The 14,497-nt window shown below is 49.7% G+C and carries 13 protein-coding genes; 6 read left to right on the forward strand and 7 right to left on the reverse strand.

Features of this window, described 5'->3' with window-relative positions:
• Positions 1–85 precede the first annotated feature (85 nt).
• The 3 genes from M8332_RS05525 (at position 86) to M8332_RS05535 (ending at position 3,820) form a co-directional block, all read left to right on the forward strand.
• Entirely contained in the window at positions 86–718 is a 633-nt protein-coding gene (locus M8332_RS05525) for a TetR/AcrR family transcriptional regulator (protein ID WP_252779823.1), read from the forward strand.
• 82 nt (positions 719–800) lie between these two features.
• Positions 801–1,799, forward strand: coding sequence for a D-2-hydroxyacid dehydrogenase (locus tag M8332_RS05530; protein WP_252779824.1), 999 nt, complete (start codon positions 801–803; stop codon positions 1,797–1,799).
• Between the two features lie 161 nt (positions 1,800–1,960).
• Positions 1,961–3,820, forward strand: coding sequence for a cation:proton antiporter family protein (locus M8332_RS05535; protein WP_252779825.1), 1,860 nt, complete (start codon positions 1,961–1,963; stop codon positions 3,818–3,820).
• Between the two features lie 47 nt (positions 3,821–3,867).
• On the opposite strand, the gene xylB is transcribed toward M8332_RS05535, so the two are convergent.
• From xylB to M8332_RS05560, 5 genes are all read right to left on the reverse strand, one after another.
• Positions 3,868–5,367, reverse strand: coding sequence for a xylulokinase (xylB, locus tag M8332_RS05540; protein ID WP_252779826.1), 1,500 nt, complete (start codon positions 5,365–5,367; stop codon positions 3,868–3,870).
• A 91-nt stretch (positions 5,368–5,458) separates the two neighbouring features.
• On the reverse strand, positions 5,459–6,256 hold the full coding sequence (locus M8332_RS05545) for a DUF6681 family protein (protein WP_252779827.1): 798 nt from the start codon (positions 6,254–6,256) through the stop codon (positions 5,459–5,461).
• A gap of 3 nt (positions 6,257–6,259) precedes the next feature.
• On the reverse strand, positions 6,260–6,733 hold the full coding sequence (locus tag M8332_RS05550; RefSeq protein ID WP_252779828.1) for a hypothetical protein: 474 nt from the start codon (positions 6,731–6,733) through the stop codon (positions 6,260–6,262).
• Between the two features lie 42 nt (positions 6,734–6,775).
• Complete coding sequence (locus tag M8332_RS05555; RefSeq protein ID WP_252779829.1) at positions 6,776–7,357, reverse strand: guanylate kinase; 582 nt, start codon at positions 7,355–7,357, stop codon at positions 6,776–6,778.
• Positions 7,354–8,511 (reverse strand): cation:proton antiporter, encoded by a 1,158-nt coding sequence (locus M8332_RS05560; protein WP_252779831.1) that lies wholly within the window; start codon positions 8,509–8,511, stop codon positions 7,354–7,356. The genes M8332_RS05555 and M8332_RS05560 overlap by 4 nt, the downstream gene beginning before the upstream one ends.
• 146 nt (positions 8,512–8,657) lie before the next feature.
• Between M8332_RS05560 and M8332_RS05565 the strand changes: the two genes are divergently transcribed.
• Positions 8,658–9,563, forward strand: a complete 906-nt coding sequence (locus M8332_RS05565; protein ID WP_252779832.1) for a proline iminopeptidase-family hydrolase — start codon at positions 8,658–8,660, stop codon at positions 9,561–9,563.
• A 70-nt stretch (positions 9,564–9,633) separates the two neighbouring features.
• Here M8332_RS05565 and add read toward each other — a convergent pair whose 3' ends face one another.
• Both add and M8332_RS05575 read right to left on the reverse strand, forming a co-directional pair.
• Positions 9,634–10,653 carry an adenosine deaminase gene (gene add, locus M8332_RS05570; RefSeq protein ID WP_252779833.1) on the reverse strand — a complete coding sequence of 340 codons (1,020 nt, stop codon included), beginning with the start codon at positions 10,651–10,653 and terminating at the stop codon, positions 9,634–9,636.
• A 138-nt stretch (positions 10,654–10,791) separates the two neighbouring features.
• Entirely contained in the window at positions 10,792–12,333 is a 1,542-nt protein-coding gene (locus M8332_RS05575; protein WP_252779834.1) for an ABC-F family ATP-binding cassette domain-containing protein, read from the reverse strand.
• 120 nt (positions 12,334–12,453) lie between these two features.
• Between M8332_RS05575 and M8332_RS05580 the strand changes: the two genes are divergently transcribed.
• Together M8332_RS05580 and M8332_RS05585 are read left to right on the forward strand one after the other, a co-directional pair.
• A complete protein-coding gene (locus M8332_RS05580; protein ID WP_252779835.1) occupies positions 12,454–12,837 on the forward strand; it encodes a VOC family protein in 384 nt (127 codons plus the stop codon).
• A gap of 35 nt (positions 12,838–12,872) precedes the next feature.
• Positions 12,873–14,489: an APC family permease gene (locus tag M8332_RS05585; RefSeq protein WP_252779836.1), complete on the forward strand. Its 1,617-nt coding sequence runs from the start codon at positions 12,873–12,875 to the stop codon at positions 14,487–14,489.
• The last annotated feature ends 8 nt before the right edge of the window (positions 14,490–14,497 follow it).

The following is a 14,497-nucleotide window of genomic DNA, read 5'->3' on the forward strand; positions in this document are numbered from 1 at the left end:
TTATCTACTAACTCAAAGTTCGTTTACTAATATAACACTGTTATCTAAATGCTGGCAACTAGTTTAAACCCAAGGAGGGTCATCCATGGCAACGACCAATTCACCCGCATCCACCCACGACCGGCTCTTGCAAGCCGGGTTAGCCGCCTTTCTCGACCACGGTTACGAACAAACCACCCTGCGCGAAGTCTGCCGCGGGGCCCAGCGCACCACCGGCGCCTTTTACCAATACTTTCATTCCAAAGCCGACTTGTTAGCAGAACTGCTCGAACCGTTCTTAACCACCCTCACTACGACCTATGACCAGCAGTTAACGGCCGGTTTAACGCAGCTCACGACCCAGAATGCCCCGGCTTTTTGGCAGGCAACGGTCATGAACCTCGACTCGGTCATGAACGAGTTATACCAGCAACCAAATCTGAAACAACTGCTCCTCTTTTGTGCGAACGGTTCTAAGTACGGACCGCTTGCGGAACTCGCGACCCAGTACTTCACCACCCAGATTATTCGTGTCATTAACGCCATGCAGGAACGGGGCATTCTGCCCATTACCTTTCAATTTAACTACCAGGAACTCCATTTTCACGCCTTTGCGTTCTACGCCACGGTGGTCGATATTCTGCGCCACGACTACCCCCAACCAGAAACCCTCGTCCTGATCCACCAGTTGGAGCAGTTTTTCACCCCGAGCTGGCTCAACTGGCTTGAATTACAATAATTGTTCCTTTTTGAGACCTACGAACCCGCTCACCACGATAAAATGCTATAATGAACTCGAAAAAGCAAAGGAGGATGTAATCATGAAGATTATTGCTTATGGAATTCGGAACGATGAAGAACCATACTTAAAAGAATGGGAAGCTCAACACCCAGACGTTGAGGTGAAAAGTGAAGCGGACCTATTAGACGAGCAAACGGTGGCTGAAGCCCAGGGCTTTGACGGGGTCGTTGCTTACCAACAAAAACCCTACACCAAAGCGGTGCTTGACAAGCTCGGTCAGTACGGAATTCACGCTTTGTCCTTACGGAACGTCGGTGTCGATAACGTCGATGCTGCGGCTGCTAAGGCCAACGACATTCACGTAACGAACGTTCCCGCTTATTCCCCAGCTGCCATCGCCGAATTAGCGGTTACTGAAATGATGCGACTCCTGCGAAACACGAAGAAGTTTGAAGATAAAATGCGCCACGGTGACCTGACCTGGGCTCCAGACATTGCCGAAGAAATGAACCAACAAACCGTTGGGGTTTACGCGACCGGTCGGATTGGTCGTGAAGTAGTCAAGATTGTCCGTGGCTTTGGCGCCAAGGTGATTGCCTACGATCCCTTTCCTAATCCGGAATTACAAAAGGAAGGCATCTACGTGGACACGCCGGCTGAGTTGTACGCAAACTCCGACATTTTGACGTTGCATGCGCCAGCTTTAAAGGAAAACGACCATATGATTAACGACGACACAATCGCCCAAATGAAACCAGGCATTCGATTAATCAATGCTGCGCGAGGTTCCTTAATCGATACTGACGCCCTGATTCGTGGCCTTGACAGTGGTCAAATTGCCGGAGCGGCGCTCGACGTTTACGAAAACGAAGTTGGGATTTTCAACACTGATTTTGGGAGTTTCGACCAAATTCCTGACGAACGCTTGAAGAACTTGATGCAACGGGACAACGTTTTAATTACCCCCCACATTGCCTTCTACACGAAGGTGGCCGTTAAGAACATGGTGCAAATCGCCCTTGATGCTAACCAAGCCTTAATTCAAACCGGGACTTCCGACAAAGAAGTTCAACTGTAAATAGGCTCAACCTAGAACACTAAAAAACTGGTTTCTAACCCTTATAGGGGGCGCAGAAACCAGTTTTTTTATGTTTTAATGGCTTTCTCATGGACAAATTCGTCCAAGTCTTTTATAACTAACTGTGAATTGCTTATTTTGACATTTCATTGGAGGAACCTATGAATCAACTTTCCCTTGTTATCATTTTACTGGCCGCCCTCTTGATTCCACTCCTCATGAGTCGCTTCAAGATCTCGGCCCTGCCGACTTCAGTGGTTGAAATCCTGGTTGGAATTGTTTTAGGTCCCAGCTTGTTAAACTGGATTAATCCCCACCAAACCATTTTAACCTCCCTCTCGAGCATTGGGGTGATTGTCCTCTTGTTTTTAAGTGGGATTGAAATCGACTTTGACCTCTTTCAGCCCAAAACCAAAAATCCCAGCCAATTAGAACAAAAGGCCCGCCAACAGGTCTCCAAATACACGCCGGTACGGCTAGCCTTGTATGGGTACCTCACGATTATTGTGCTATCGTTCGTCCTCGGCTACCTGACGAAGGTTACCGGCCTGTTCAGTGACGTGTGGCTGGCTTCGATCCTCTTCATGACGATTTCATTAGGAATTGTCCTCGCCGCTCTGAAGGAACGTGATGCCCTCAGTACTCCCTTTGGCCAGACCATCCTCTTGATCTCGGCCTTAGGAGAAATCGTCCCGGTGTTTGGCCTCACGATTTACGCCTCCATCTTTGGGACCGAATCGAAATCCCTGTGGTTGATTCTGATTCTCTTTGCCGTAGCGGCTTTACTACTCCTGCGTTTCCACAACTTTTTTGACTACTTCGATAAAATCAACAAATCAACCACCCAAATTGACGTGCGGTTAGCCTTTTTCATCATTGCCCTCCTCTCGGTTGTAGCGGTTACGGTTGGTTCAGAAGCCGTCTTAGGGGCGTTTGTCGGCGGAATGGTGTATAAACTGCTGAAACCATCCGAAGCGACCCGCGAAAAATTGGATTCGATTGGTTACGGCTTTTTCATCCCAATCTTCTTTATCATGAGTGGAGTGGGACTCGATTTAAAAAAAATTCTAGCGGATCCGAAGGCGCTGCTCCTCATTCCGCTCATTTTATTAGGGTATTTAATTGCGAAATTCGGGCTCTACCCCGTCTTTCGGCTTCGCTTTAACCGCCAAAATGCGCTGGCAGGAACGGCCTTACCAATGACCACCCTAACCATGGTGTTAGCCATTTTAAGCGTGGCCAACAACCTCAAGGTCCTCACCAGTCAACAATCAGGGGCCTTCTTACTGGCAGCCATCATCACCTGTTTGATCGGACCCTTGGCGTTCAACCACTGCTTCAATCCGCAGGCTGACATTTACCACAAGCTGCGCGTGAACATCTTCGGGGTTAACCTTGTCACCATCCCCGTCGCCCAAGAACTGGGCAAGAGTTGGTACGACGTCAACGTGTACACTGACAGTCAGAAAAACTTCCAGACCTTTAACAGTGAAGCTAACGTGCACCTGCTCGATAGTTTAGCCGTGCAGAAGCTCATTGAAAACGGATACTTTGACTGTAACATCATCGTGTTTGCCTACCTTAATTCCGATACCAACTACCGTCTGGCTAAGGCAGCCAAAGAATACGGCGTGAAGCGGGTGATTGCCAGATTTGAAGACAAAAACGTTCACAACCAACAGGAAAAGGAACTGACCGCCCTCGGCGTCGAAGTTTACAGTACCTTCGCCGTCAACGTTGCCATGTTACGGGAGTTAATCGAAGTCCCATCTACCTTTAACATGATTAAATCCAACAGCGTCAAGCTCCACGAAGTTACCCTTCAAAACAGTAAATTTGCTGGGACGCGGATTAAAGACCTACCGTTTGGAACTGGCATCACCATCAACCGGATTTTCCGGGGGAAAAAGATTATCCAACCAACTGGTGATACGGTGCTCCGCTTACACGACAAAATCATCTTCTCCACTGATACTTATCAGAGCCCGCAAATTCGCGAAGAAATTGCGAAATCAAATTAATTGACCCTAAAAAGCCACCCGAAATGGGTGGCTTTTTGCTTGGTTAGTTACCTTAAAAATTCACGGAGTCCCTGACTAAGCTTGCGGGTAGCCGGATAAACCTGCTGGTACAGGGCGTAGAGCTGATTATACTTAGTCACGTGGTCTGGCAACGGATCGTACTGATGCCCAACGTGTACAAATTGTTGCGCACAGCTCGCACAATCAGAGTACCAACCTAACCCGACCGCTGCTAACATGGCGGCCCCTAATCCGGGACCCTGTTCGTTAGCCAAGCTTTGAATTGGTACCTGCAAGATGTCTGCTAACATCTGTAACCACAGTGGACTTTGCGCCCCGCCACCAATGGCAACGATGCGTTGCAAATCCGCCCCAGCAGCTTGGTAAATTGCTAAGCAATCGCGAAAACTAAAGCTAATTCCCTCTAACACTGCCCGGGTAAAATCACCCCGGTCCTGCGTCGCATCCATTCCAATAAAACTGCCCCGGATGTCAGCATCGGCATACGGAGTGCGCTCCCCCACAATGTAAGGTGTGAACAGTAACCCCTTAGCTCCTAGGGGAGCGGTGGTGGCCCCGGCTAGCATCTGGGCAAACGTCAAGTCTGAACAAAAGGTGCGGTGAAACCAGCTTAGCGAATACCCGGCCGCCAGGGTGACGCCCATCGAATAGTATCCATCTGGAACTACGTGATCTTCTAACTGAAGTTGCCCGTGGTACCGATCGGTGGGTTGCTCCTCATAACGTAACAGCACTCCCGATGTCCCGATACTTAACAAACCCATGCCTGGCTGTAAAATTCCGGCCCCCAAGGCTCCACACGCATTATCGGCACCCCCGGCAAACACCTGGGTCGCCGGGGTTAGTCCGGAAAATTCCGCGTACTCCGGCGTAATGGTGCCAACCCGATCAATCGATCGCAACAGTGGTGGTAAGATCCGCATTGGAATCCCAAATTGCTGACAGATCGTTTGACTCCACTGGTTCGTATGAATGTCCAGCATGGTAGTTCCCGTGGCATCCGAATAATCAATCCCTAACTTTCCCGTCATGCGGTAGCGAACGTAATCCTTGGGGGTTAACACAACTGCTGTCTGCTTAAAGATGGCTGGTTCATGCTTTTTTACCCACAAGAGTTTCGGCAGGGTAAAGCCCTCCAAGGGTCGGTTCCCAGTGATGCGGACAAATTCGGTTCCAAGCTGGGTTTCAATGTCAGCCCGTTCCGCGGTCGTTCGGGTATCGTTCCATAACATGGCGGGGCGTAACACCTGCTTCTCCTGGTCTAATAACACTAATCCGTGCATTTGTCCTGAATAACTAACCCCTTCAATCTCCGCAGGGTCAATGTGATCATCCAGGATTAAGCGCACAATCGCAACCGTCGTGGCCATCACCCAATCATTGGGATTTTGCTCGCTGTAGCCCGGCTCGGGCTGACTTAAAGGATAATCAAAAGCCTCCTGCGCCAGCACCGTCCCCGTCCGATTCACCGCTGACACCTTTACCGCACTAGTTCCCAAATCAATTCCTAACACACACGCTGTCATAACGTTGTCCTCCTACTACTTTTATCTCCAGTATAGTCGCTTTTAGGCTTGGCAACGAAAAAACCACCCGGTTTGGATGGTTTTTCAGTGGTTATTTAGTTCGTGACGCGATTTCCACTTCAATGTGATAATCCGCGGCTTTTTCCATGATTCCACGCCGGCCAAGGAGTTTAAACTTCCCCCCGGTCAGGTAGGCGGCGGCTAAAAAGATTTCAACGTGGGCGGCATCAACCTCGGCAATCGCCTGTAACCCAACCTGGGTAATCGTGCCCACTGGTTGAGCTTCGGCCTGGTTCACACCCGCATACACCACGTGCTGGCCGTCTTTAAACTGCATATCAAAATACGGTAGTAACGTTCCACTGCCGATCGCATTCACCTGGTTACCGGTTTGCAAGCGTTGTTTTAACTCCCGGTCGCTCACCCCCGCGTAGTCCGCCGTCATCAAGCCATGATTAAGCAACTGCCCCGCTAGCTGGTTGATAAACTGTTGCTCAGTCGGTGTCGATACCAACTTGCCGGGCATGGTTTTGCGGTTGTCATAAATTCCGTTAGCCGGAATGTTTCTGACTTTAGGGGCCGTTGTCGCTGTTTGGGCTTGGGGTTTAATGTGTAACAGGCGGTAAATCCACGGAGTCAGGTCCAACCGCGAGGTCCGATTCGTGAAGTAATAAATGGTATTTAAATACAAGAAATACGCTAACACTATCGTAACTACCAACAGAAGCACGCCTCGCGTCCAAAATCCATTGGCTAAAAAGCGATAGGTAATGTAAGCCAGGTAAAGTTCCCCTAAAAACGAAAGTACGTCGTACAGGCGCCCCTTCGTTTTCGGTTCGATATTAATGTAACCGAGCCAGGAATTAATCGCATCGAGAAAAGTGAACATCTGTTACCGCCCCCCTTCTGACTGTTGACTACCATTCGTGGTATTCGTCTGTCCCGTTGAGTTCGAATTCTCCTGATTATTCGTGGTTCCGGTCGTAGTTCCGTTTCCAGTAGTTGGTTTTGAATCCGATTTTTGTCCCTCCGGTTGCTGATTAGTTGTGGTCGTTGCCTGGTCCTGGGACTGCTTTGGTTGGTCTTGGTTGCCCGTTTGCTCCGTCTGCTTTGGTTGTTCGTTTGCATTAGTTTGATCAGTCTTTTGATCCGAATTCTGCTTGTTTTCCTGGTTCTGTTGCTCGGTGGGCGTTTGCTGTTGCTCATCCTTTTGCTTCGTTGGTTCTGATTTATGGTCAGTGACCTTAACCCCTTCACGCGTATTGGTAACTTGATTTGTAACCACGTTCGTTGCCCCTAAGGCCAAGCAAATGGCAAAGATTGCAAACGGCGTGATCAACGGTGGCACCCGATTCATAAACCTCATCTCCTTTATCCCCTAGTATCGCAAATTGGGGTTAAGAATTACTTAATCGTTGCTTAATTTTTCAATAATTTGGGCTAACTGCTGGGTCGTCTGTTCCCAGTCCTGGTTGGGAACGTAAATGCCCGTTTGTTGCAGGGCGCGGGGCAATGCCAAGTCCCGTTGGGTTTCGGCACTATGTAACCGGGCTTGGACCGCGGCGGGTGTATCCCCCCGTTTGAGCATTCGTGACCGCAGTTGCTGGGGATCTGGAACCGCGAGGTAAATCACCACTGCCTGGTCGCCCAAGCGTTGCTGGTAAGTTGTCGCTCCCTTCGTGTCAAGTACAATCGAAGCGATAGAATGCTGCTGCCAGGCCCTCTCCACCCCATCCCATGAGGAACCATACCGGTTTCCGGCGTACTGAACATCCTCTAAAAGGTCAAGCGCGGCAAAGCTAGCTGGGGTTTCAAAGTAATAATCGACCCCGTCTTGTTCCTGGGCGCGGGGAGCTCGCGTCGTATGGGTAATGATTGGAGGAATGCCATAGGTCGTTTCTAAGTAGTCCTGCACGGTGGTTTTGCCCGCCCCAGCTGGACCAGTGATCACAATGATGTGTCGTTCTGTGCTTGATTGTCCTCGTTTCATTCCCGGGACCTCCGTTTCTCGTTCCCCGCTTTTTTAAGACCCCACTTTAACATAATTGGTGACAAAATGGTGGTTAAAATTACAACGAAAATAATTTCTGAGTACAGGTGATTTGATAATAAGTGGGTGCTGAGCCCCACTTGGGCTACAATGAGAGCCATTTCCCCACGCGAAACCATCCCGGCTCCGATCACGTTGCTATCCTGCCAACTAAAACCGAGCGCCCGGGCGCCGAGGCCACAACCAACCCACTTGGTTAACAGAGCGACGACGGTCAGTAAGATGACAATTAGCCACCCCTGCCAGCTGGTCACTAGCTTTAACTCAAGCCCGACGGACACAAAGAAAATCGGAATCAATAAGGCATAGCCAATGATATTGGTGCTCCGTTCGATGGTCGATCGGGCGGGCGTAAAGCCCACGGCAATCCCGGCAAAGAAGGCCCCGAGAACGGAACTCAAGTGACAAACTTCCGCCAGTTCAGCGAGTGAGAAACAGAGCACGATCCCGATGATGGCCAGCGCAATCTCATCGTTAAAGTGCATCCCAATTTTAATGATCTCTGGTACAATCCATTTCACCATAACCACTAAGAACAGGAGGTAGAGAACTTGTAAGCCGATGATAACGGCCAGGTTGCCCCCGCTCGTGAAGAAGCTGGTAAACAGACTTAACAATACAATTGAAATCACGTCATCAACCACGGCGGCCCCTAAGATGACCGCTCCGGCAACCGTTTGCAGCTTGCCGTATTCTTGTAACACGGCCACGCTAATTGAAACGGAAGTGGCGGCAAAAATGACCCCCCAGAAGAGGGATTCAACCATGCCCTGGTGAAATAACATTCCCATCCCAAAGAAGACCACCAGGGGGAGCACGACCCCACACACGGCAATCCCCGTGGCAGAGACCAGGTACTTCTTCACCTGTTTAAAGTCACACTCCAAACCGGCCAAAAACATTAACAAAATAATTCCTAAGTCCGCGCTCACCGATAAAATTTCGTTCAGCTTGACCCAGTTTAACAACGCCGGTCCAATCACGATCCCAGCGATAATCTGCCCCACCACACTGGGCAGGCCAATGCGACTCGCCAAGTAGCCAAATAACAGGGCGGCAACTAATACCATCCAGATGCTACCTAAGTATTCCATCGTTACTCCATTCTTTGCTTAAAAATTCATTCTACTTACTATTTTACACACTTTTTTTCGATTTGGGTACTTCGTTGCTCCTAAGGTGTCGACCGCCAGTAATCGTGGTATGATGAGGATAAACTAAGCAAAGCAGGTGGAAGAACATGCAAACAGGTACGAAAATTATTACCCTCGACAACGGTTACCATTTATGGACCAACACCCAGGGCACGGGCACGATTCACTTACTGGCCCTCCACGGTGGTCCCGGCGGAACCCACGAATACTGGGAAGACACGGCCCAACAGTTACACAAACAGGGGTTAGACGTTCAGGTGCATATGTACGATCAACTCGGATCATGGTACTCCGATACTCCAGATTGGGACGATCCAGACGTTGCCAAGCGCATCCAAACCTACGATTACTATGTCGATGAGGTGGAAGAAGTCCGGCAAAAACTGGGGCTTGATCAGTTTTATCTAATTGGTCAATCCTGGGGAGGCGCCCTCGTCCAAATGTACGCGGCCAAATACGGAGACCATTTAAAGGGTGCCATCATCTCATCCATGGTTGATCGGATTAGCGATTACACGGATCACCTAGCTGAGCTTCGTAAAACCGCCCTGACCCCCGATGAACTCGCCTACATGCAACAGTGTGAAGCGACCAATGACTATGATAACGACCGTTACCAGGCCTTAGTGACCCGGCTCAACGAGGAATACGTGGACCGCAAGCAACCGGCCGCAATTGCCCACTTGATCAATCCGATGAGTGTCCCGTTGTACCACGCCTTTCAGGGTGACAACGAGTTCGTAATCACCGGCAAGCTCAAGGACTGGAACTTCACGGATCACCTGCAAGACATTCACGTCCCCACCCTTGTAACCTTTGGTGAACACGAAACGATGCCCCTGGCTACGGGACAGCGCATGGCCAGCATGATTCCCCACGCTCGCTTTGCCTCCACGCCCAATGGGGGACATCACCACATGATTGATAATGCACCCGTGTACTACGATCACCTGGCCAGCTTCCTTCGCGACGTCGAAACCGGTCAATTCTAACGCAACATCCAACTAAAAAGGCCTAACAGCATTCATGCTGTTAGGCCTTTTTGCTTCTGACGGCTAATCCTCATTCGTCCGCTTCAAACGCTGTGATGTGCTCCAGCAACGTCGCTTTCTTTGCCGGAGCTGCAAACGAATGCCGGATCGCCGTTTGATTACACCGGCGCAACTGCTCCTTGGTTAACCCGTTGTGTTGGGCCAGTTGGAAGTATTCTTCCGTGAGGGTCGTGTCTGAGACCGTGCGGTTATCAGTATTGATGCAGAGGGCTTGACCCTGCCCTAACCACCGCTGCAACGGATAGTCCTCAATCCGGGCCAGGTTCCCCGTTTGACAGTTACTGGTGGGACAGCCTTCAATACAAATGTGCCGGTCAGCTAATAACCGTTCCACGGTTTCATCACCGTTCGCCGCGATGCCGTGCCCAATTCGCTGGCTCCCCGCCTGCACTGCTTCTACCACGTTGTGGGCGCAACCACACTCACCCGCGTGCAGGGTCAGTTGGACGCCTAAATCGGCGACGGCCGCCTGTAACGTGTCCTCGTATTCTGGAACATAATCATCAGCTTCCGGCCCGGCAAGGTCAATCCCAACGAGCTGATCACGAACCTCCTCCAGTTGCTCAAAGTCGTGGTGCACTGCCGAACCAGCCTTTGTCCGCATGCCACACACAATCAAATTCCCCGTAATTCCATAGGTTCGCTCCCCTTCAGCAATTCCCGCGGCCACCGCTTGCACTGCTTCTGGAATGGTAAGTTGCCCCTGGGTTGATAAGCTCGGTGCAAACCGCAACTCGATGTAACAAACTCCGTCTTGATGGGCCTGTTCCATCACGTCATACGCGGCGCGTTGTAGCGCCGGAACCGTTTGTAAAAACGGCAGCACAAAGTCAAAGGTTTGGAGATATTCGCTTAAATCACGACATTGCCGTGGTCCCACCATCTTGCGGGTTAATTCCATCAAATTGGATTCAACTGCCATCCCCTGACTGCGGGCAATTTGCCGTAACGTATGGGGGCGAATGGAGCCATCTAGGTGACAATGAAGTTCGGCTTTGGGGAATCTTTGGATCTCAGCTCGAGTTAACATCTTACTTCCTCCTTAGAACAACGTTTGCATAAATTGCATTTATGTTACCGGATTCCAGCATTAAATGCAACTTGCCTTAAGCGCTGCTCACCAAAAAAGGGCGAACCTTCGTGCGGGTTCACCCTTTTTCCATTCGGTTTAGTGCAAACTAAGTTTTTCCACGTCAATCGTTTTATCGGCCAGTCCGGAAGCAAAGCTCGCCTCGTGACTCACGATGATTGCATTACCGGGGAAGCGTTTGATGGCAGCCTGCAGGGCGGCCTTCGTTTCATCATCCAAGTGGTTAGATGGTTCATCCAAAATTAAGAAGTTACTCGGGACAAATTCCATTAATGCCAGCTTGACCTTCACCTGTTCCCCTCCAGAGAGGGTTCCAATCGGCTTAAAGGCGTTGGCCGTGTCCAACCCGACTTGGGCTAACTTGCTCCGAATTTCCTTTTGGGTCAGCTTCGGATACTGATCCTGAATCAGCTGCATCGGCTTTTGGTTCGGATCATCCCAGACCAGGTCCTGACTAAAGTAATTTACCTTGGCCGAGGGGGAAAACTCGGCCGAACCCCCGAGCGCCGGAATAATGCCGAGAATACTTTTAATTAGCGTCGACTTTCCCACTCCGTTAAAGCCTTGTAAAACCACCTTTTGATCCGTGTCCACGGAGAAGGTCACCGGTTCTAGCAAGGGGGCGTCATACCCCACGGATAGTTGCTTTACCACTAGTGCATTTTGCGAACCGGTCTCTGAATACGGAAAGTCAAATTCGGCTTGAATGTTGTTCTTCGGCGGTTCAATCACGTCCATCCGGTCCAACATCTTTTCCCGGGACTTCGCCATCGTCGATCGACTACCGGCCTTGTTCTTTTGAATGAACTTCTTGGCCTTCTCAATCTCAACCTGTTGCTTTTCGTACTCACGTTGCTGGGTCTTTTCCTTTTCATCCCGTTGCCGCATCGCTGCTTTAAAGTCGCCCCGGTACTTCGTAATCTTCCCGAAGGCGAGGTTAATGATGCAGTTCGTGACGGGTTCTAAAAAGTCGTAATCATGGGAAATAATCAGGGCAGCGCCGTCAAAGTCGTTCAGATAGTCCTCCAACCACTTGATGTGGGCGGTATCAAGGTAGTTGGTCGGCTCATCTAAGAGTAAGACGTCGGGATGTTCCAGAATCAACTTGGCAAGAATGATCTTAGACCGTTGTCCCCCACTCATCGTTGCGATTTCTTGTGCTCGCCCCAGATCATCCAGGCCGAGCCCCGTAATTACTTGTTCAACGCGGGTTTCAACGTCGTAAAACCCGTTGGCATCGAGTTGCCCGGACAAGCGGGCCGCTTTCTCCATCAAGCGTTCGTCCATCGTTTCAGCATACTCGGTGTATAACTCCGTCATTCGTTCGTTCATGGCGTACAAATCGGAAAAGGCGGTGTGGAGGAAATCAATCAGGGTCATCCCCTTGGGAATATCAACGTACTGGTCTAAGTACCCAACCTTCGTCCCCTTTTGCCACTGGACGGAGCCCGTCACCGGCAGTTCCTGCCCGGTCAAAATTTTGATCAGCGTCGATTTGCCAACCCCATTTTGCCCGACGACCCCCATGTGTTCGCCCTTATTTAATTGAAAGTTGGCATTCGAATACAGTTGCTTATCTGCAAAACTCATGCTCAAATTGGATACTTCTAAAAGTGCCATTAATCTCCCTCATATTCCGTGTTTTAATCCATAACTCCTACAATAGCATTTGGCCTAATTTGGAGTCAATCCATATTAATGTTATACTGGTATGTATCATTTTGAAAGGAGTTGAAATATTTGCGCGTACGAGACGTCGATCAAGTGGTGGTCACGGTTGATGAACTGGAAGCCGCCCTGCGGTTTTACCACGAAGTTCTAGACCTCCCCTTACTAAAGGAAACCGCTGATCAGCTGTTATTCCAGCTCGGAAAACAAACCCTAGTTTGCCAACTCCCGAGTGCTTCAGGACTCACTGCTGCTCATCCCACGGCCGGTTCAACGGCCTTTAGCATTTTAACTAAGGATTCCTTAGCCACGATTCAAGCGCACCTAGCCAACTACTTCATTGACATCGTCGCCGGTCCCATCGAACGGCAAACTGCTAAACACGAGGTCCACTCCTTGTTCATTAAGGATCCCGCTGGTAACCTACTGGAAATTAAAGAATACCAATCGAATTAACGTTTTGTTTTAAAGAAAGGATTTCTTCAAACTTTATGGAAAAAAACACTACTAAAGTCAAAAAGACAAAAATGTCCTTATTTAGTGTAGTGATGTTAGCCCTGAGTTCCATCATTGGTTCTGGGTGGCTCTTTGGATCCTGGGAAGCTGCTAAAATCTCTGGTCCAGCAGCCATTATTTCCTGGATCATCGGCGCCATCGTAATTGGTTCAATCGCCTACATCTACATTGAATTAGGAACCATGTTCCCCGAAAGTGGGGGAATGAGTAAGTACGCCGGTTACACCCACGGTCCACTGCTCGGATTCATTGCCTCCTGGGCCAACTGGGTCTCCTTGGTTACCCTGTTACCAATCGAAGCGGTGGCCGCTGTGCAATACATGAGCTCCTGGCCCTGGAGTTGGTCCAAATGGACCCACGGCTTTGTTGCCAACGGAACGGTGACCACCCTCGGGTTATTCGCCGTCTTCGTTTTCATCTTGATCTTTACACTCTTAAACTACTGGTCGGTAAACCTGTTAACGCGGTTTACCAGTCTGACTTCGATCTTTAAGCTCGTGGTGCCAACCGTGACGATCATCATGCTACTCGTTTCTGGGTTCCACGCCGGCAACTTTACTAATCCGAAGTTTGGCGGTTTCTTACCTTACGGAACTGCTCCAATCTTTGCTGCAACGACGGTCTCCGGGATTATCTTCTCCTACAACGCCTTTCAAACGGTGATTAACGTGGGCGACGAAATCACTAACCCGAAGAAAAACATCTGGCGGGGAATCGTGATTGCCCTCTTAGTTAGTATCGTAATCTACGTAATGCTCCAATTTACCTTCATCGGGGCCATCAAACCTTCGATGTTAGCACAAGTTGGTTGGCACGGAATTAACTTTGAATCCCCCTTCGCTGACCTGGCCATCATGCTAAACATTCACTGGTTAGTGATTCTCTTGTACCTGGATGCCTTTGTTTCGCCGTTTGGGACCGGAGTTTCCTTCGTTGCCTCAACTAGTCGGACACTGGCCGCCATGACGCAAACCGGTCACTTACCGAAGTTCTTAGGGAAAATGGACCAGAAATGGGGAACTCCTCGGATTGCCATGATTGCCAACTGGATTATCAGTTGTATCCTGGTTTCCGTCTTTAAAAACTGGGCCGTCTTAGCTAGTGTAATTTCTACTTCCACTTTGATTGCCTACCTGACGGGTCCGGTGACCTTGGTGGCCCTCCGGCGCCATGCTCCCGAATTCAAACGGCCCGTGCGGATTAACATTGCCAACCTTGTGGCTCCGGTTGCCTTCGTGCTCGCTAGTTTAGCGATTTACTGGGCAATGTGGCCAACCACGGTGGAAGTAATCCTCGTGATCGCCCTCGGGTTGCCATTCTACTTCTTCTATGAAGGAAAGCTGAACTGGAAGGATTCGAAAAAGAAGTTCAACGGTAGTCTCTGGATGCTCGTTTACCTAGTCTTCATGTCGTTCTTCTCGTACATCGGTTCTACGCCATTCCATGGTCAAAACTGGGTGCACTATCCATTTGACTTCGTGATTATCATCGTCGCATCCCTCTTGTTCTACTTCTGGGGTGTTAACAGTTACCAAAACACCGATGAAATGACCCATGCTAAGCAAGTTAACGACAAAGTAAAACCAAATTAAAATCACAA

It is taken from the genome of Fructilactobacillus ixorae, from assembly GCF_024029915.1.
In the GTDB taxonomy this organism is placed as follows: domain Bacteria; phylum Bacillota; class Bacilli; order Lactobacillales; family Lactobacillaceae; genus Fructilactobacillus; species Fructilactobacillus ixorae.

What these genes read in the sequence shown, in the direction of transcription:
- M8332_RS05525 (WP_252779823.1), top strand. Translation starts at nt 86, where the DNA reads ATGGCAACGACCAATTCACCCGCATCCACCCACGACCGGCTCTTGCAA.
- M8332_RS05530 (WP_252779824.1), top strand. Translation starts at nt 801, where the DNA reads ATGAAGATTATTGCTTATGGAATTCGGAACGATGAAGAACCATACTTA.
- M8332_RS05535 (WP_252779825.1), top strand. Translation starts at nt 1,961, where the DNA reads ATGAATCAACTTTCCCTTGTTATCATTTTACTGGCCGCCCTCTTGATT.
- xylB (WP_252779826.1), bottom strand. Translation starts at nt 5,367, where the DNA reads ATGACAGCGTGTGTGTTAGGAATTGATTTGGGAACTAGTGCGGTAAAG.
- M8332_RS05545 (WP_252779827.1), bottom strand. Translation starts at nt 6,256, where the DNA reads ATGTTCACTTTTCTCGATGCGATTAATTCCTGGCTCGGTTACATTAAT.
- M8332_RS05550 (WP_252779828.1), bottom strand. Translation starts at nt 6,733, where the DNA reads ATGAGGTTTATGAATCGGGTGCCACCGTTGATCACGCCGTTTGCAATC.
- M8332_RS05555 (WP_252779829.1), bottom strand. Translation starts at nt 7,357, where the DNA reads ATGAAACGAGGACAATCAAGCACAGAACGACACATCATTGTGATCACT.
- M8332_RS05560 (WP_252779831.1), bottom strand. Translation starts at nt 8,511, where the DNA reads ATGGAATACTTAGGTAGCATCTGGATGGTATTAGTTGCCGCCCTGTTA.
- M8332_RS05565 (WP_252779832.1), top strand. Translation starts at nt 8,658, where the DNA reads ATGCAAACAGGTACGAAAATTATTACCCTCGACAACGGTTACCATTTA.
- add (WP_252779833.1), bottom strand. Translation starts at nt 10,653, where the DNA reads ATGTTAACTCGAGCTGAGATCCAAAGATTCCCCAAAGCCGAACTTCAT.
- M8332_RS05575 (WP_252779834.1), bottom strand. Translation starts at nt 12,333, where the DNA reads ATGGCACTTTTAGAAGTATCCAATTTGAGCATGAGTTTTGCAGATAAG.
- M8332_RS05585 (WP_252779836.1), top strand. Translation starts at nt 12,873, where the DNA reads ATGGAAAAAAACACTACTAAAGTCAAAAAGACAAAAATGTCCTTATTT.